The organism is Caballeronia sp. TF1N1, assembly GCF_022878925.1.
Classification (GTDB): domain Bacteria; phylum Pseudomonadota; class Gammaproteobacteria; order Burkholderiales; family Burkholderiaceae; genus Caballeronia.
The window spans coordinates 183,498-200,821 of the sequence record NZ_CP084626.1 but is presented as its reverse complement, the minus strand read 5'-3'; the positions used below and the strand labels follow the sequence as shown (position 1 = coordinate 200,821).

The following is a 17,324-nucleotide window of genomic DNA, read 5'->3' as shown; positions in this document are numbered from 1 at the left end:
ATCATCACGTTCCCTTGGCCGCGGGTTTCGGTGTGTCGAGTTCGAAGAACGTGTACGACAGCGTGATCGTCTTGACGTCCTTCGGCAGCTTCGGGTCCACGACGAACACCACCGGCATGCGCTTCGTCTCGTTGGGCCCGAGCGTCTGCTGCGTGAAGCAGAAGCATTCGATCTTCTTGAAGTACTCGGTGGCCTGCTTCGGCGCATAGCTCGGAATGGCCTGCGCCTTCACGGTGCGGCCCTGCTCGTTGGTCACCTGGTACATCACCGTCATCACTTCGCCGGGGTGAATGTCGAGACTGTTCTGCTCCGGCTTGAACTGCAGCGGACCGCGCGCGTTCGCATCGAACTCGATGGAAATCGTGCGGCTCGCATCGACCTGCGTGTTCTTCGCCTCGCGCGCGCTCGCATCGCGCTGCACGAGATTGTTGATGCCGGTGATCTGGCAGATTGCCTTATACATCGGCACCAGGGCGAAGCCGAAGCCGAACATCATCGCGGCCACGACGAAGAGCTTCACCAGCATCGACCGATTGAACGACCGGTCGACTTGAGAATCATCCTGAGTGGACACTTGGCTTTCCTACCCTCGCGACAACAGGTATTGCCTGACGACGATACCCAGAAAGAAGACGGCGGCAATCAACATCATGATCAAACCGAGCCGCTTGTTGCCCGCGCGGATTTCTTCGGGCGAACGTCTTTTTTGTGGATTCGGGGCCATGCTTCCTTTGATCTTTGTGGCTGCAAGGCTTCGGAGCGAAGCCTTGCAGCCTTCGAAACCAGACTATTATTCGACCGTCGGCGGTTGCTCGAAGGTATGGAACGGCGCCGGGCTCGGTACGGTCCATTCCAGTCCTTCCGCGCCATCCCACGGCTTGTCGCCTGCCTTTTCCAGCTCACCACCGCCGCGATACGTCGGCAGCGCCACCGCGAACAGGAAGTACACCTGCGCGAGACCGAATCCGAACGCACCGATGGTCGCAACCTGGTTGAAGTCCGTGAACTGCGCCGGGTAATCCGCATAGCGACGCGGCATGCCCGCGAGACCCAGGAAGTGCATCGGGAAGAAGGTGATGTTGAAGAAGATCAGCGACGCCCAGAAGTGGATCTTGCCGCGCATCTCGTTATACATCCAGCCAGTCCACTTAGGCGCCCAGTAGTACCAGCCCGCGAACAGCGCGAAGAGCGAACCCGCCACCAGCACGTAGTGGAAGTGCGCCACCACGTAGTAAGTGCCGTGCATCTGGATGTCGAGCGGGGCCATGGAGAGGATCAGGCCCGTGAAGCCGCCCATCGTGAACACGAACAGGAAGCCGATTGCAAAGAGCATCGGCGTCTCGAACGTCAGCGCGCCGCGCCACATCGTCGCGACCCAGTTGAACACCTTCACGCCCGTCGGAACGGCGATCAGCATGGTCGCATACATGAAGAACAGCTGGCCCGTCACCGGCATGCCCGTGGCGAACATGTGGTGCGCCCAGACCATGAACGAGAGAATCGCGATCGACGACGTGGCGTACACCATCGAGCTATAGCCGAAAAGCGGCTTGCGCGAAAACGCCGGAATCACCTGCGAGACGATCCCGAACGCCGGCAAGATCATGATGTAGACCTCGGGGTGTCCGAAGAACCAGAAGATATGCTGGTACATGACCGGATCGCCGCCGCCTGCCGCATTGAAGAACGACGTGCCGAAGTGACGGTCGAACAGCACCATGGTGATGGCGCCTGCCAGAACCGGCATCACGGCGATCAGCAGGTACGCGGTGATGAGCCACGTCCATGCGAACATCGGCATCTTCATGAGCGTCATGCCGGGCGCGCGCATGTTCAGGATCGTCACGACGATGTTGATGCCGCCCATGATCGACGACGCACCCATAATGTGGACCGCGAAAATGGCGAAGTCCATGCCCGGGCCCATCTGCGTGGAAAGCGGCGCGTAAAGCGTCCAGCCCGCTGCGGTCGCGCCGCCCGGCACGAAGAACGAGCCGACCAGCAGAACCGCAGCGACCGGCAGGAGCCAGAAGCTGAAGTTGTTCATGCGCGCGAACGCCATGTCCGACGCGCCGATCTGCAGCGGCACCATCCAGTTCGCGAAGCCGACGAACGCCGGCATGATCGCGCCGAACACCATGATGAGGCCGTGCATGGTGGTCAACTGGTTGAAGAACTCGGGACGCATGATCTGCAGTCCCGGCTCGAACAGCTCGGCACGAATGCCAAGCGCCATCACGCCTCCGGAGAGGAACATGATGAAGGAGAACAACAGGTACAGCGTCCCGATGTCCTTGTGGTTGGTGGCGAAAAGCCACCGGCGCCAGCCATGCGGCAACTCGTGCGCATGGTCGTCGTGCGCGTGGTCGTGACCCGCGGCTACATCGTGTCCGATGCTAGACATGACAATCATCTCCTAAAGCAAATACTTGGGGCACTTGGCTATGAAGCGGACCTTTCCGTGGCTCGCAGTGTTGCGATGAGGGAAAGGTGCGCTCGTCAGGTCAAGCAGCCGGACTGATTTCTACGCGACGGGCTTCCTTCGCATCCGTGCCGCCCGTAACGGATTCGGGCTTCTTCAACACGATACGATCTTCCGATACACCTGCTGCCTTCAACGCGTCGCGCACGGCTTGCGCGCGTTGCTTGGCGAGTTCCGCGTTCAGGTCTGCGCCGCCGGAGGCATCCGTGAAGCCGGAAATAGCGAGCTTCGCTTCGGGATGCGCCTTGGCATAGGCCGCTGCGGCCTGAACCGCGTCGTTGGCTTCCGCGGGCAGCGTGCTCTTGCCCGTTTCGAAATAGATGCTCGCGGGCAGATTGGCGCTCGCCGTTGCCTCGGCACCGGACGCCGCCGCAGCCGGCGCCGCGCTTGCGGCTTCGGGCGTTGCCGCAGCCGCTGTCTTTTGACCGCCGCCTTCGGGCATCTTGCCATTGCGCGCGTCGGCAACTTGCTTCGGCTGCAGAATGTCGCCCGTATGGTTGCCCCAGGTATTGCGCTCGTAAGTGATGACCGATGCGATCTCGACATCGTTGAGCGTACTCTGCCACGGCGGCATGGCGCCCTTGCCGTGCAGCACGATGCTCACGTGGTCCGCGATCGGGCCGTTGGCAACCTTGCTGCCGTCGAGCGCCGGGAACGGACCGCCGCCCTTGCCGGTCGGCTGGTGGCAGACCGCGCAGTTCGACGCGTAGACTGCCGCGCCGCGCGTCTTCAGCTCGTCCATCGTGTAGGTCTTGTTGGGATCGTCGGCGGATGCGGCCAGTTTCTTCTTTTGCGTGTCGACCCACTTCGCGTAGTCGTCGGCGGAAAGCACTTCGACGACCACCGGCATGTACGCGTGTTCCTTGCCGCAGAGTTCGGTACAGAAGCCACGGAAAGTGCCGATTTTCTCGGCCTTGAACCAGGTGTCGCGCACGAAGCCGGGAATGGCGTCCTGCTTCACGCCGAAGGCCGGCACGTACCACGAGTGAACGACGTCGTTTGCGGTGGTGATGATGCGAATTTTCTTGTCGACCGGCACGACGAGCGGATTGTCCACTTCCTGCAGGTACAACTCGGAGATCGGCTTCTGGCCGTTCACTTCGCTACGCGGCGTGGTGAGCGTGGAGAGGAAGCTGATGCCCTCGCCCGGACCCTTCACGTAGTCGTAGCCCCATTTCCATTGGTAGCCGGTGACTTTGACGGTGAGGTCGGCGTTGCTGGTGTCCTTCATTGCGACGACGGCCTTGGTGGCCGGCAGCGCCATCAACACGACGATGACGAACGGCACGATCGTCCAGATGATTTCGACCGTGGTGCTTTCGTGGAAATTAGCGGGCTTGTGGCCTTTGGACTTGCGGTGCGCAATGAGCGAATAGAACATCACCCCGAACACGCCAAGAAAAATGACGAGACAGATGATGAGCATGAACGTATGGAGGCCGTAGAGCTCCTCGGCGATCTTCGTCACTGGCGGCTGAAAGTTCAGCTCGTTTACAGCTGGGCCGCCAGGACTGTCGTTGACCGCCAGGGCTACGCCGGCGTTCAGCAGTGCGCCTGCCGCCAGCACGCCCGAGAGGGCTCGCTTGATTGTTTTCATAGCATCCTTACCCAAAATTTCCATTCAAACCCTCGACCCCCGTGGGCATCGCGCCGAGCCGTCAGGCCACATCATGCCTCTTAAGCAGAGCGTCTCAGCGACGCTCGCAACTCGGCAGCAAATTGTTTGCGACGATGCTGTGCAAGGTGTTGTCCGATTTTCACCGATTGACCGCGCGACACGATCGTGAGCGGCTCTCTCGGCGTCGCGCCCGTTTCGACCCGCACCCAGCGCGGATTGAATTCGAACTGCGTCAGTTCCTCGGCGTTCATCTGCTCGATCAACAAGCGGTTTTCAAACAACCGGATTCGTTCGTAGTCGACTGCGTGCCGCGCGTAGATAAGAAACGCGACGCCGACCACGGTCAGCTCGATCCCGGTGAACGGCAGCACCAGCCAGGCGCCGTTCAGAAACAAGAGCGTTGCGATGAGAAAGGAAAACAGCGCCAGCGACAGATAAAAGACCACGAACTGACGCGGCGAAGCGGAGCAGTTCCGTTTCATCAGCCAGTCTTTGATGACTGGCTCGTCGTCTGTCAGCGCGTGGCTTGCTTGCATCGCCGCCTCCTTCCCATCCGCATGCAATCACATACTTTTGCTCGGATTTCGCCCAAATTTGTCACAGCCCGGGCGACAAACTGACGCATTATAGGCGCGTCGGGTAGTATCCACAAGCAAGGGTCGTAACGTCTGAAACCCAAGCGCCACAAGCTTCTGCGCCCTTTTGACGCACCTTTTGGCGCTGCTTTTGCCCGCAAATTTCAGACATAACTGACGCCCTCTTTACCCCGTCACCGATTCCGTTTTGGGCCTCGTCCTATATCTTCCAGCCGAATGATTCCGTGACCTTCGGCGGTCGTGCGCGGCACCGCTTTCCATGCGTGACCGTAGATCACTTCGAACGTGAGCGGGATCGTTCCGTCGTCGCGACGCAAGGCTTCGAGCGCGCTGTGAACCGCGCTGCGTCTGGCTTTCACGTCGATTTGCGAGTCTGCGGCCGCGCTTCGTTCGAACGGATAAGCACCCCAGCGCGTGACATCGGCAAGCAAGGATTCCGGCGAACGGTAAGTGATGGTGAGCACCTCCTGATCCATCACGGGAATCTCGAAGCCGCTTTCCACCAGCATGTCGCCCAAGTCGTGCATGTCGACGAAATCGATCGTATGCGGCTGCGGCGGCAAGCCCAGCGTGCGCTCGGCCTCGCGATACGCCGCGGCGAGCTCACGCAGCGTGTCTGGGCCGAAAGTGCTGAACATGAGAAGGCCGTTGACCTTCAGCACGCGTTGCCACTCAGGGAAAACGAGGTCGGGCCGCGAGTGCCAGTGCAGCGCGAGGTTCGACCAGAGCATCTCGAACGCGCCCGGTGCGAACGGCAGCTCGGAGAAATCCGCCTGCGCGAGTTGCGGTCCGCGCGCGCCGAAGGCCTTGGCGAGCGTGGCCGGCAGGAACCGCCGCCAGCCCGCGCCGGCTTCGGCTTCCGCCGATTCCGCATCGCGGGCGCGCGCGAGCATCGCGGAAGAAATATCGACACCCAGTACCGATGCCTCCGCAAAGCGCTCGCGCAGCGCGGGCAGATCCGCGCCCATGCCGCACGCCGCATCCAGCACGCGCGTCGGCGCGACCTTGATGTATTCGAGGCGCTCGCGCATCCGGCCGGCAATCTCGCGAGGCAGGAACGCGACTTCGTCGAAAGTCGCGGCGCGACGGTCGAAGATCGCGCGCAAACGGCGCGAATCATAGGCCGGTCGGCTAGTTTGAGGGGGCGTTTGGGACATGACGATCTATTCGCGAAGAGTGCGAAGTATACTCGGTCGTCTTGAAATCAGCCCGTGCTTAGGGCCGATACGGGGCATAACCGTTCCGATTGTTTCTCCGCACGTGCATGCGCTCGTTCGAGTTCGTTGCCTGTTGCCTACCATTCGTCCGCGCCGCCATGAATGTCTTCAGCAATTTCTTCCCGTCATCCGCACGCGTCGCGATGACCGCGCGCGGACTTGGGAAACGGCTGCTCGATGCCGCGCTGCCCAGCCAATGCGCGTTATGCGGCAATTTGTCGCAAGACGTGGTGTGCAGCGATTGTGACGGCCAGTACTGGAACGAGTCGCGCCTGAGATGCGCGACCTGCGCGCTTCCGCTGGCGGCGTTTGCGCTGGACAGAGAACGCGAAGATACGCGGATGCACTGCGCGGCGTGCCTCGACAATCCGCCTGCGTTCAATGACACGATCGCGCGTGCCGACTATCGCGCGCCACTTGACACACTGGCCGTCGAACTGAAGTTTCGCGCGCGGCTGGCGACAGGCGCGACATTCGCGCGGCATCTCGCTGCGTTGTTCGATGACAGCAATCTGCCTTTACCCGACGTGATCGTGCCGGTGCCGCTATCGCGCCAGCGCCTTGCCGCGCGCGGCTACAACCAGGCGTGGGCGATTGCGCATCCGCTCGCGCGTCGCATGCGCGTTCACGGTGACGCCGCGCTCGTCGTGCGCAGAATCGACACTGCGCAGCAATCCAAACTCGATCTCGATACGCGCCGCCGCAACGTTGCATCCGCGTTCGAAGTAAAGGGCGACGTGCGCGGCAAGCATGTCGGCGTGGTCGATGACGTGATGACCTCCGGCGCCACGCTCGATGCCCTCGCGCGCACGTTGAAGCTGGCGGGCGCGCGGCGCGTCAGCAATTTCGTGGCGCTGCGCACGCCCAAAGATTAACCAATCCACCACTGCAATCCATGTTCAACGTCGTACTCGTCGAGCCCGAAATTCCGCCGAACACCGGCAATGTGATCCGCCTGTGCGCCAACACGGGCGCGCGTCTGCATCTGATCGAGCCGCTCGGCTTTCCGCTCGACGACGCCAAAATGCGCCGCGCCGGTCTCGATTATCACGAGTACGCGGAGATGAACGTGCACGCCAACTGGAGCGCCTTCCTCGCGAAGGAAACGCCCGACCCGGCGCGCATGTTTGCCTTTACCACGCGCGGCTCGACGCCCTTTTTCGATCACGCGTTCCAGCCCGGCGACTGGTTTGTGTTCGGCGCGGAAACACGCGGTCTTGCGGCCGACTTGCTGGATGGTTTTCCGACGCAACAACGCGTGCGCCTGCCCATGCGTCCGGGCAACCGCAGCCTGAATTTGTCGAACACGGTGGCAATCGTCACGTTCGAGGCGTGGCGTCAGGCAGGATTCGACGGCGGCGAGTGAGCGTCGTGAACCGCTTCGGTCCGCGTCGCGACGCAGACTAAAAGCTACTCGGCCTTCGCGTCCCGGCTGAGCAGCGCCTGCACCGCGTGGCGCGGCGTGACGTTATCGAAAAGTACGCGGCATACCGCCTGTGTAATAGGCATGTCGATGCCACGCGACTGCGCAAGCGAAAGAACCGCGCGCGCGCAGCGCACGCCTTCAGCTACATGCCCGAGCGCCGCGAGAATCTCGTCGAGCGTGCGGCCGCTCGCCAGTTGCACGCCGACCGTGCGGTTGCGCGAAAGGTCGCCGGTTGCGGTAAGAATCAGATCGCCGAGGCCCGTGAGACCGGTGAAAGTCTCCGCGCGCCCGCCCAATGCGACGCCGAGCCGCGACATTTCCGCGAGACCGCGTGTGATGAGCGCCGCCCGCGCGTTGAGGCCGAGGCCGAGGCCATCGGAGATGCCGGTCGCGATGGCGAGCACGTTTTTCACCGCGCCGCCCACTTCGACGCCGACGATATCGTCGCCGGTATAGATGCGCATGGCGCCATGATGAAACGCGGTCACCGTGCGCGTGCCCAAGGTCGCCGATGCGCTCGCGACCGTCAGCGCAACTGGCAAACCACGTCCGACTTCGCGCGCGAAACTCGGCCCCGACAGCGTGCCGTTACTGACATGGTCAGGCAATTCGGCCGCGACGACCTCGTTCGGAAGGCACTGCGTATCCGCTTCGAAGCCCTTGCATAGCCAGAGAATATGCGCGGGAACGATGCCCGCCTGGCGCATCGAGCGGCACATGGCGCGCAGGCCCGCGACGGGCGTCGCGACGACGCACAACGCGTCGTCAGCGGCGGCGTGTGCGAGGGCCGCGTTGAAATCGGCGGAATACGCCAGCGCTTCTGGCAGGCCTACGCCCCCGAGATAACGCGCGTTTTCATGCGTTTGGGTAAGCGATTCGATGAGCGCGCCATCGCGCGCCCAGAGCAACGTGTCGTGCCGTGCCGCGAGGTGGCCCGCTAATGCGGTGCCCCACGCGCCGGCGCCGAGGACGGCTACTTTCATGCTCGGCTCCGGTTAGGCAGAGTGAGACCAGACTGGTTGATACGTTAAGCGTCAGTGCGTCGCGCCGTTCGCTGCGCCTTCCTGCGAGCCCGCAAGTTGCGACAGGCGCTGCTCGTACAAGGCCTGGAAGTTGATTTCGGCGAGGTGGATCGGCGGAAAACCGGCGCGGGTGATCGCATCGGCGATATTCGAGCGCAGATACGGGAACAGGATGGTCGGGCACGCAATGCCGACGAGCGGGTCGATCTGTTCAGCCGGGATATTGCGAATGTCAAAGATACCTGCCTGCTTTGCTTCAATCAGGAATGCCACCTTGTCCGTGACTTTGGCCGTAACCGTGCCTGTTACCAGCACTTCGAAGACACTTTCCGCCAGACGGTCGGCCTTGACATCGACTTCGACCTCAACCGCGGGCATGTCCTGTTCGAGGAAGATGGCGGGCGAGTTCGGCTGCTCGAGCGACATATCCTTCAGATAAATGCGCTGGATGTTGAAAAACGGTTGGTTATTCTCGTCGGACATAATGGTTTCCTAGATGATTCGAAGTTCGGCGCGCCTGTCTCTCGGCGTGCGCGCCTTCGCCGCTCGGCGCAATGCGCGAGCGGCGCGCGGTGGTGTCAGGCCGACTCGAGAAGCGGCACGAGACCGCCCTTGCGGTCCAGCGCCGAAAGATCGTCATAACCGCCGACGTGCGTGTCGCCGATATAAACCTGCGGCACGGTCCGGCGGCCGGTGCGCGTCATCATTTCCTCGCGACGGCCCGGCTCACGGTCGATCAGCACCTTCTCGATGTTTTCGACCCCGCGGGACTTTAAAAGACGTTCGGCCATCTGGCAATACGGGCACACTTGGGTGCTGTACATGAGGACTTTGTTCACTTGACTGCTCCTTGTTTCACGACCGGCATTCCGGCCTTTTGCCAGGCATCCACACCGCCTTGCAAAACATGGACCTCAGCGTAGCCAGCCTCCGAAACGGCGCGGCTGGCACGCTGCGATTGTTGACCGGTCTGGCACACGAGCACGACCGGATTGCCTTTATTTTTGGCGATCTGGCCAATTTTTGCTTGGAGCTCCGTCTGCTCGATATTGCGGGCCGACGGCAAATGGCCCTGCGCGAACTCGGACGCGGGCCGCAAATCGACAACCACGGCGTTGCGCCGGTTGATGAGCGTGACGGCTTCAGCGGCCGAAATGCCGCCACGGCCGCGCCGCATGAGGACGGGCCAAAGCAGCAGCGCGCCGGAGATGAGCGCAATCGCGATGAGTGCGAGATTCGTGTAATCAGTGAAAAACTTCACGTCGAGGGCCGCCGAAAGGTAGTAATGAAGGAAGAAAGGGAAATGAGGGCAATCCGAACATTATAAAATAACCGTCTACCGCGATGGCCTTGTCCATCCGGCCGATGGCGGCACCCCGCGCGCGTGGGCAGGATATCGGGGGTGCGATCGGCGCACCGCTTCCTAACTGACCGACCTACAAACATGTACAAGCTAGTGCTCATCCGCCACGGCGAATCGACGTGGAACAAGGAAAACCGCTTTACCGGCTGGGTGGATGTCGACCTGACCGAGCAGGGCAATCGCGAGGCACGCCAGGCAGGCGTGCTGCTGAAGGAAGCGGGCTATACCTTCGACATCGCTTATACCTCCGTGCTCAAGCGCGCCATTCGCACGCTCTGGCACGTGCAGGACGAAATGGACCAGATGTACATTCCGGTCGTTCATTCGTGGCGTCTGAACGAGCGTCACTATGGCGCGCTTGCCGGGCTGAACAAGGCCGAGACCGCGAAGAAGTACGGCGACGACCAGGTGCTCGTCTGGCGCCGCAGCTACGACACGCCGCCGCCCGCGCTGAATCCGGACGACGAACGCGCGTCCTTCAACGACCCGCGCTATGCCCGCGTGCCGCGTGAACAACTGCCGCTTACCGAGTGCCTGAAAGACACGGTCGCGCGCGTGCTGCCCATGTGGAACGAGTCAATCGCGCCGGCCATCAAGTCGGGCAAACAGGTCGTGATCTCGGCGCATGGCAATTCCATCCGTGCGCTCGTGAAGTATCTGGACAATATTTCGGACGACGACATCGTCGGACTGAACATCCCGAACGGCGTCCCGCTCGTATATGAACTGGACGAGAACCTGAAGCCCATCCAGCATTACTACCTGGGCGATCCGGACGCCATCGCGGCGGCGCAGGCGGCTGTCGCCAAGCAGGGCAAGGCGGGATAAGCACGACAAGCGCTTTGCATGCGCGGACCACGGCGGTCCGCGCGCCGATGTCCGCTCGCTGACAGTCTTCCGTCGCGCCCGACACATTCGTCGCAGGGCCCGCTGTTTCAAGCGCTGCGTGCCCGGGCATTTAAGTTGCGTTTAAGTCGTCATTGAAGGTGAGCGGGTATACTGGCCCGTCACCCACGATGCAGCCCATTCGTTTTCCAAACGCACTCCTCTATGCGAAAGAACCTGAAAAACTTCGGTCTCATAGCCGCGGGCGTTGCTGCCGGCGCACTTGCAACTCTGCAGATTTCCGCGTCCGCCCAGCAAGCGGCCTCATCGCCGCTGCCGCTCGATCAATTGCGGCTCTTCGCCGAAGTCTTCGGGCAGATCAAGCACGAATACGTCGAACCCGTCGATGACAAGAAGCTCCTCACCGCCGCCATCAAGGGCATGGTGTCGAGCCTCGATCCGCACTCGTCGTATCTCGACAAGACCGATTACGAAGAGCTTCAGGAACAGACCAAGGGCCGTTTCGCGGGCCTCGGCATCGAGATTTCCTCGGAAGACGGTCTCATCAAGGTCATCTCGCCTATCGAAGACACGCCTGCGTTCCGTGCCGGCATTCGTCCGGGCGACCTCATCACGCGCATCAACGACAAGCCGGTGCGCGGCATGACGCTCGACAAGGCCGTCAAGCAAATGCGCGGCGAACCGGGCACCAAGGTCACGCTCACCATCTTCCGCAAGAGCGACGACCGCACGTTCCCGCTCACCGTCACGCGTGCGCTCATCCGCGTGCAGTCGGTCAAGATGAAGGTGCCTGAGCCGGGCTATGGCTATATCCGCATCACGAGCTTCCAGGAACGCACGGTGCCGGACCTCGCGGCCAAGCTGCAGGATCTCGCGCGTCAACAACCGAACCTGAAGGGCCTCGTGCTCGACCTGCGCAATAACGGCGGCGGTCTGTTGCAGAGCGCGGTCGGCGTGGCGGGCGCATTCCTGCCGGACAACTCGGTGGTCGTGTCGACCAACGGCCAGATCGCGGACGCGAAGCAGACTTTCCGCGACACCTACGACAACTATCGTTTGCCCTCCTTCGATTCCGATCCGCTGAAGAGCGTGCCGGACATCTTCAAGAAGGTGCCGATGGTCGTGCTGACCAACGCCTACTCGGCGTCGGCATCGGAAATCGTGGCGGGCGCGTTGCAGGATCATCACCGCGCGCTGATCGTCGGTAAGACGACCTTCGGCAAGGGCTCGGTGCAGACGGTTCGCCCGATGACCGCGGACACCGCGCTGCGTCTGACAACGGCGTACTACTACACGCCGAGCGGCAAGTCGATCCAGAACCAGGGCGTGCGCCCCGATGTGCCGGTGGATCAATACGCGGATGGCGACCCCGACGACGCGCTCGTCACGCGCGAAGTCGATTATTCGAATCACCTCGCCAACACGCAAGACCCGAACGAGAAGAAGGAATCCGAACAGCGCGAGCAGGACCGCCTGGAACAACTGCGCATTCTCGAAGAGCAGAACGACAAGAAAACGCCGGAGCAGCGTCGCAAGGATCGCGAACGCAAGCCGGTGGAGTTCGGCAGTTCGGACGACTTCATGCTTGCGCAGGCGTTGAACAAGCTGGAAGGCAAGACGGTCGTCGAATCGAAGTCGTACAGCGAACGCAAGCTCGCACAGAACAAGCCGGGACGTTCGGCTTCGGCGCCGGTGGTTGCGGCGCCCGCGCTGCCGGCCACGCCGGGTTCGGCGCCGGCATCGGGCGCGGAACCGGCTTCATCGCCCACGGCTCAGTCGAAGTAAGAGGCAGTGCAACATCAGCAGTACGGCTTCGCGGTCACGCGCCGCGAAGCCTTTCCTCCCGCGCGCGCTTAGAATATCCGCCTCAAGCGCGCCGCTTCCACGGCGTTCCCTTCGCAGCACAGACAGCGCGTTGCCACGCGCCCGCTCGATGAACGACGACCAACTTCTCCGCTATTCCCGCCATATTCTCGTCGATGAAATCGGCATCGAAGCGCAGCAGCGCTTTCTCGATGCTCACGCGATCATCGTCGGCGCGGGCGGCCTAGGCGCGCCTGCCGCGATGTATCTCACGGCAGCGGGAATTGGCAAGCTGACCCTCGTCGATGCCGATACCGTCGACCTCACGAATCTGCAACGGCAGATCGTGCACGCGACGCGTTCGGTCGGAGAGGCCAAAGTGGAATCCGCGCGCGCGACGCTCAACGCGCTGAATCCGGATGTCGAGATCGAAGCAGTCAACGCGCGTGCCGACGCGGCCTGGCTCGATGCCAACGTGCCGGGCGCGTCGGTCGTGCTGGATTGCAGCGACAACTTCGCCACGCGTCACGCAATCAACGCCGCGTGCGTCGCGCATGGCGTCCCGCTCGTGTCGGGCGCGGCCTTGCGTTTCGACGGGCAGATCAGCACATTCGATTTCCGCTCGGAGCAATCGCCGTGTTATGCGTGCGTGTTTCCGCCGGATCAGGCGTTCGAGGAAGTCGCGTGTTCGACGATGGGCGTGTTCTCGCCGACCGTGGGCATCATTGGCGCAATGCAAGCGGCGGAGGCGCTACGCGTGATCGGCGGCTTCGGCGAAACGCTCGCCGGCCGGCTGATGATGCTGGATTCACTGCGCATGGAGTGGAACACGATGAAGATCGCGCGCCAGGCCGATTGCGTGGTCTGCGGCGAGCGGCATGCGCGTGCTTCGTAAGCCTCAAATCTTCTGAAGCCGCGCCAACGCTGCTTGCAATTCATCCGGCTCGTAAGCCGCGAGCACGTCCGCTACGGGCTTATCGAATGCCTTGAGATTCGAGCGCAAGATTTCCTGCTTCACGACAAGCAACTGGCTCGGATGCATCGAAAACTCGGTCAGACCGAGCCCGAGCAACAAGCGCGTGACCGTCGGGTCGCCCGCCATCTCACCGCATACCGAAACCGGCACGCCGGCGCGCTTCGCTTCGCGCAGCGTGAACGCGATCAGATTCAGCACGGCCGGATGCAGCGGATCGTACAGATGCGCGACCGCGTTATCCGCGCGGTCGATGGCGAGCGTGTATTGAATCAGATCGTTGGTGCCGATCGACAGAAAATCCAGCCGGCTCAGGAAGAGCCGCACGGCGATCGCGGCGGCGGGAATCTCGATCATCGCGCCGACCTGAATCTGGCGGTCGTAGGCGATGCCCGCGTCGTCGAGTTGACGCTTCGCCTCGCGGATCAGATCGAGCGTCTGATCGATCTCCTGCGCGTGCGCGAGCATTGGAATCAGAATCTTGGTCGGACCGAACGCGGACGCGCGCAAGATGGCGCGCAGTTGCGTCATGAACATTTGCGGCTCGGACAGACTCCAGCGAATGGCGCGCAGCCCGAGCGCCGGGTTCGGCGCGACTTCGTAGCCGTCGCCGGCGCTCATCGAATCGAGTGGCTTGTCCGCGCCGACATCGATCGTGCGAATGGTCACCGGCTTGCCGTTCATCAGTTCGATCGCGCGCTTGTAGGCCTCGAACTGCTCCTCTTCCTCCGGCAACTGGTTCTTATGATTCATGAAGAGAAACTCGGTGCGAAAGAGGCCGACGCCCATCGCGCCCGCTTCCACCGCGACCTTCGCATCCTCGGGAAGTTCGATGTTCGCGCACAGCTCGATCTTCGTGCCGCATAAGGTTTGCGTCGGCGAAAACTTGAGGCGCTGCAGCTTGCGCTGCTCCAGCACCTTTTCGCTTTGCCGGTACGAATACTCTTCGAGCACGATCGGCGCGGGATCGACGATGACAATGCCGTGATCGCCGTCCACGATGATGAGATCGTTCTGACGAATCAGCACGCTCGCCTGCTGCACCCCGACCGACGCGGGAATGCCGAGACTACGCGCGACGATCGCCGTATGCGACGTGCGGCCGCCGAGATCGGTGACAAAACCTTTGAATGCTTGCGTCTTGAACTGCAGCATGTCGGCCGGCGCGATGTCGTGCGCCACGACGATCATCTCGTTGTGGCCGTTGCTCGCAACCGTATGCGCCACCATCGATGCAGTGGTCGGCGCGCCTGCAAGCGCCTTGAGCAGCCGTTCCACCACTTGCTCGATATCCGCCTTCCGTTCGCGCAGATACTCGTCTTCGATTTCGTCGAAATAGCGGCTCAGGATTTCGAGTTGTTCGGTGAGCGCCCATTCGACGTTGTAGCGCCGCGTGCGAATCAGATCGATGACTTCCTGCACGAGCATGGCGTCGTTCAGGATCATCATGTGAACGTTGATGAACGCTGTCATTTCGCCAGGCGCGTCCGCTGCCAGGTCGTTGCGAAGCGTTTCGAGTTCGGCGAGCACGCCCGCTTGCGCAGCATAAAACCGCGCGATTTCAGCGTCGATCTGGTCCGGATCGATAAGATAGTGAGCGACATCGAGCGCCGCAGGCGCGATCAGATACGCTCGCCCAATGGCGATGCCTCGTGAGACGGGAATTCCATGCAGCGTGAAGGACACGCGCACCTCCTCTGTAGTTTCTGCGCGGTCTCTCGGGGCCTGCGGCAGGCGCTTAGGACCGCGCTAGCATTATAAGTTCGAATGAGGCTGCGGTCGCCGAACGGCCGTCGCAGCGAGGCGCGGCCGTTTGTCCTGCAAAGAACGCGGACGCAAAAAAGCCGCGTCGAAGCGCGGCTTTTTGTTGGCTACTTCCGATGCGGGATGAAGCGCTTACTGCCCTTCCCCGAACTTGTCGGCGATAAGCGCGAGGATCGCTTTCATCGCATCGGCTTCGTCGGCGCCTTCGGTTTCGATGGTCACCGTGCTGCCGATACCCGCTGCCAGCATCATCACGCCCATGATGCTCTTGGCGTTGATCCGGCGACCGTTACGGCTCATCCAGATTTCCGACTGATAGCTGCCGGCTAGTTGCGTGAGCTTCGCCGATGCCCGCGCGTGGAGTCCCAGCTTGTTTACGATCGTTGTTTCCTGTTGCAGCATGATGCTCCGGGCGCTAGTGGATGAATTGAGCGGCGTCAGTGACTCGCGGCCTTCGCGGCGACGAGATCGGCACTCGCGGAGCACGCCGGATCTTGCGAACCGGCAGCCTTCGTCGCGAGCGCGCAAGGATTCAGCGGCGTGGAGGAATCCAGTTCCTGGATGCCTTTCGAGCCGCCTTGCAGAATTTTTTCGGTAAGCGTGTCGATGGGAGTCGCGCGATAACACACGGCGCGCACGAGCATCGGCAAATTGACGCCTGCGAGCACGCGCACGTCCGTTTCCGCGAGACTCGCCGCGATGTTCGCGGGCGTCGCGCCGAAGACGTCGGTGAGCACGATGGCGCCATTGTCTTCTCGCAGACGGTCGAGTTCCGAGCGCGCAAACGCGCGGACTTCGACGGGATCGCAGTCGGGCGTTACGTCGACAACGCCGATACGTGCGGGCAAGCCGCCGTAAATGTGCGCGACACACTCGCGTAGCGCGGTAGCGAACGGAGCATGCGCGATGATCAGAATGCCAGCCATGTCAGGATTGCTGCCTCTGTAACGACGCCAGGGTTGCCGGCGTCTAGAGATCGCTCGAAAACGCGCGAGCGGCGCGGGATCGATGCCTATTTGGTCGCACGCGGGCCGAAAATCAACCGCCTTACGCCAGACACCGTTCCACCATTACCACAGCTTACGCTTGCACTCTCAAACACAGTTTAAGACCGGAAAAAGCACGTTCCAACCCTAAAACTTGCAAGCAACCGGGAAATAATTGTAACAGCGTCGGCGATTATGTTTTTGCAGTGCGCCAATTCGAGCGTTGGCTAGCGCTCGAAAGGCCGTTCAGCCGACCGCGCGTTCGAGCGCGTCGATGAACATTCCAGCAACGTCGAAGCCTGTCTGATCCATGATTTCGCGGAAGCATGTCGGGCTCGTCACGTTGACTTCCGTCAGGTAATCGCCGATGGCATCGAGGCCGGCCAGCAAAAGCCCGCGTGCTTCAAGAATTGGCCCGAGCGTTTCGGCAATCTCGCGGTCGCGCGCCGACAGCGGTTGCGCACGGCCAAGACCGCCCGCCGCCAGATTGCCGCGCACCTCGTTGCCCTGGGGAATACGCGCCAGCGAATACGGCACCGGCTGACCGCCGATCACCAGAATGCGCTTGTCGCCGTCCGTGATCTGCGGGATGAACTTCTGCGCCATCACCGTACGCGCGCCGTCCTCGCTCAACATCTCGATGATGGACCCGAGGTTCATGCCGTCCGCTTTCACGCGGAACACGCCCATGCCGCCCATGCCATCGAGCGGTTTCAGAATGACGTCGCCATGTTCCGCGTGAAAGCCGCGCAGGCGAGCCGCATCGCGCGTCACGAGCGTGGGCGCCACGTACTGCGGCCATTCGGCAATAGCCAGCTTCTCCGAATGATCGCGAATGGCTTGTGGCTTGTTGAAAACGCGCGCGCCGGCGCGTTCCGCGATTTCGAGCAGCCAGGTTGCGTTGACATATTCGAGATCGAACGGCGGGTCTTTGCGCATCAGCACCGCGCCGAAACGCGTGAGCGGCAAATGCTCCGCCTGTTCCGCCGCGAACCACGGCCAGCGGTCGCTGTTCGCTTCGTCGCCGACAATTGCAATGCGTCGCACGCTCGCGTCGACCGACGTGCCTGTCCACGCCAGATGCTGCGGCTCGCATGCGTACAACACGTGACCGCGCCGCGCGGCTTCGGCCATCATCGCGTAGGTCGTGTCTTTATAGATCTTGAAACGATCGAGCGGATCGGCGATGAAGAGAATGTCCATGTGTATTCGCTTGGGCTAGTGACCG

19 protein-coding genes are annotated in these 17,324 nt (G+C 62.0%); 5 read left to right on the top strand and 14 right to left on the bottom strand.

Annotation, left to right across the window (positions count from 1 at the left end):
- Positions 1-4: 4 nt before the first annotated feature.
- From LDZ28_RS00970 to LDZ28_RS00945, 6 genes are all read right to left on the bottom strand, one after another.
- Positions 5-574, bottom strand: coding sequence for a cytochrome c oxidase assembly protein (locus LDZ28_RS00970; RefSeq protein ID WP_244826880.1), 570 nt, complete (start codon positions 572-574; stop codon positions 5-7).
- A 9-nt stretch (positions 575-583) separates the two neighbouring features.
- On the bottom strand, positions 584-724 hold the full coding sequence (locus LDZ28_RS00965) for a cytochrome oxidase small assembly protein (RefSeq protein WP_244826879.1): 141 nt from the start codon (positions 722-724) through the stop codon (positions 584-586).
- Positions 725-790: 66 nt separating this feature from the next.
- The gene (gene ctaD, locus LDZ28_RS00960; RefSeq protein ID WP_244826878.1) at positions 791-2,404 is read right to left on the bottom strand and encodes a cytochrome c oxidase subunit I; all 1,614 of its coding nucleotides are present in this window, start codon (positions 2,402-2,404) and stop codon (positions 791-793) included.
- A gap of 100 nt (positions 2,405-2,504) precedes the next feature.
- Positions 2,505-4,103 (bottom strand): cytochrome c oxidase subunit II, encoded by a 1,599-nt coding sequence (gene coxB / locus LDZ28_RS00955; RefSeq protein ID WP_244826877.1) that lies wholly within the window; start codon positions 4,101-4,103, stop codon positions 2,505-2,507.
- A gap of 56 nt (positions 4,104-4,159) precedes the next feature.
- A complete protein-coding gene (locus LDZ28_RS00950) occupies positions 4,160-4,636 on the bottom strand; it encodes a DUF2244 domain-containing protein (RefSeq protein ID WP_244827953.1) in 477 nt (158 codons plus the stop codon).
- Between the two features lie 233 nt (positions 4,637-4,869).
- On the bottom strand, positions 4,870-5,853 hold the full coding sequence (locus LDZ28_RS00945) for a methyltransferase domain-containing protein (protein WP_244826876.1): 984 nt from the start codon (positions 5,851-5,853) through the stop codon (positions 4,870-4,872).
- 158 nt (positions 5,854-6,011) lie between these two features.
- Here LDZ28_RS00945 and LDZ28_RS00940 point away from each other — a divergent pair, with 158 nt between their 5' ends.
- Both LDZ28_RS00940 and trmL read left to right on the top strand, forming a co-directional pair.
- Positions 6,012-6,788: a phosphoribosyltransferase family protein gene (locus tag LDZ28_RS00940; protein WP_370652065.1), complete on the top strand. Its 777-nt coding sequence runs from the start codon at positions 6,012-6,014 to the stop codon at positions 6,786-6,788.
- Between the two features lie 20 nt (positions 6,789-6,808).
- Positions 6,809-7,279 carry a tRNA (uridine(34)/cytosine(34)/5-carboxymethylaminomethyluridine(34)-2'-O)-methyltransferase TrmL gene (trmL, locus tag LDZ28_RS00935; protein ID WP_244826875.1) on the top strand — a complete coding sequence of 157 codons (471 nt, stop codon included), beginning with the start codon at positions 6,809-6,811 and terminating at the stop codon, positions 7,277-7,279.
- 44 nt (positions 7,280-7,323) lie between these two features.
- On the opposite strand, the gene LDZ28_RS00930 is transcribed toward trmL, so the two are convergent.
- From LDZ28_RS00930 to LDZ28_RS00915, 4 genes are all read right to left on the bottom strand, one after another.
- Positions 7,324-8,322, bottom strand: coding sequence for an NAD(P)H-dependent glycerol-3-phosphate dehydrogenase (locus LDZ28_RS00930; RefSeq protein WP_244826874.1), 999 nt, complete (start codon positions 8,320-8,322; stop codon positions 7,324-7,326).
- Positions 8,323-8,373: 51 nt separating this feature from the next.
- Complete coding sequence (gene secB / locus LDZ28_RS00925; RefSeq protein ID WP_244826873.1) at positions 8,374-8,844, bottom strand: protein-export chaperone SecB; 471 nt, start codon at positions 8,842-8,844, stop codon at positions 8,374-8,376.
- A 95-nt stretch (positions 8,845-8,939) separates the two neighbouring features.
- Positions 8,940-9,200 (bottom strand): glutaredoxin 3, encoded by a 261-nt coding sequence (gene grxC, locus LDZ28_RS00920; protein ID WP_244826872.1) that lies wholly within the window; start codon positions 9,198-9,200, stop codon positions 8,940-8,942.
- Positions 9,197-9,622, bottom strand: coding sequence for a rhodanese-like domain-containing protein (locus LDZ28_RS00915; protein WP_244826871.1), 426 nt, complete (start codon positions 9,620-9,622; stop codon positions 9,197-9,199). The genes grxC and LDZ28_RS00915 overlap by 4 nt, the downstream gene beginning before the upstream one ends.
- A 183-nt stretch (positions 9,623-9,805) precedes the next feature.
- On the opposite strand from LDZ28_RS00915, the gene gpmA reads away from it, so the two are divergent.
- From gpmA to LDZ28_RS00900, 3 genes are all read left to right on the top strand, one after another.
- Positions 9,806-10,552 carry a 2,3-diphosphoglycerate-dependent phosphoglycerate mutase gene (gene gpmA / locus LDZ28_RS00910; RefSeq protein ID WP_244826870.1) on the top strand — a complete coding sequence of 249 codons (747 nt, stop codon included), beginning with the start codon at positions 9,806-9,808 and terminating at the stop codon, positions 10,550-10,552.
- A gap of 222 nt (positions 10,553-10,774) precedes the next feature.
- Positions 10,775-12,355 (top strand): S41 family peptidase, encoded by a 1,581-nt coding sequence (locus LDZ28_RS00905; protein WP_244826869.1) that lies wholly within the window; start codon positions 10,775-10,777, stop codon positions 12,353-12,355.
- Between the two features lie 148 nt (positions 12,356-12,503).
- The gene (locus tag LDZ28_RS00900) at positions 12,504-13,268 is read left to right on the top strand and encodes a molybdopterin-synthase adenylyltransferase MoeB (protein WP_244826868.1); all 765 of its coding nucleotides are present in this window, start codon (positions 12,504-12,506) and stop codon (positions 13,266-13,268) included.
- A 3-nt stretch (positions 13,269-13,271) separates the two neighbouring features.
- On the opposite strand, the gene ptsP is transcribed toward LDZ28_RS00900, so the two are convergent.
- The 4 genes from ptsP to gshB form a co-directional block, all read right to left on the bottom strand.
- Positions 13,272-15,032 (bottom strand): phosphoenolpyruvate--protein phosphotransferase, encoded by a 1,761-nt coding sequence (gene ptsP / locus LDZ28_RS00895; protein WP_244826867.1) that lies wholly within the window; start codon positions 15,030-15,032, stop codon positions 13,272-13,274.
- 210 nt (positions 15,033-15,242) lie between these two features.
- A complete protein-coding gene (locus LDZ28_RS00890; protein ID WP_244826866.1) occupies positions 15,243-15,512 on the bottom strand; it encodes an HPr family phosphocarrier protein in 270 nt (89 codons plus the stop codon).
- Between the two features lie 35 nt (positions 15,513-15,547).
- Positions 15,548-16,036 (bottom strand): PTS sugar transporter subunit IIA, encoded by a 489-nt coding sequence (locus LDZ28_RS00885; protein ID WP_244826865.1) that lies wholly within the window; start codon positions 16,034-16,036, stop codon positions 15,548-15,550.
- A gap of 306 nt (positions 16,037-16,342) precedes the next feature.
- Entirely contained in the window at positions 16,343-17,299 is a 957-nt protein-coding gene (gshB, locus tag LDZ28_RS00880; RefSeq protein ID WP_244826864.1) for a glutathione synthase, read from the bottom strand.
- Positions 17,300-17,324 lie beyond the last annotated feature (25 nt).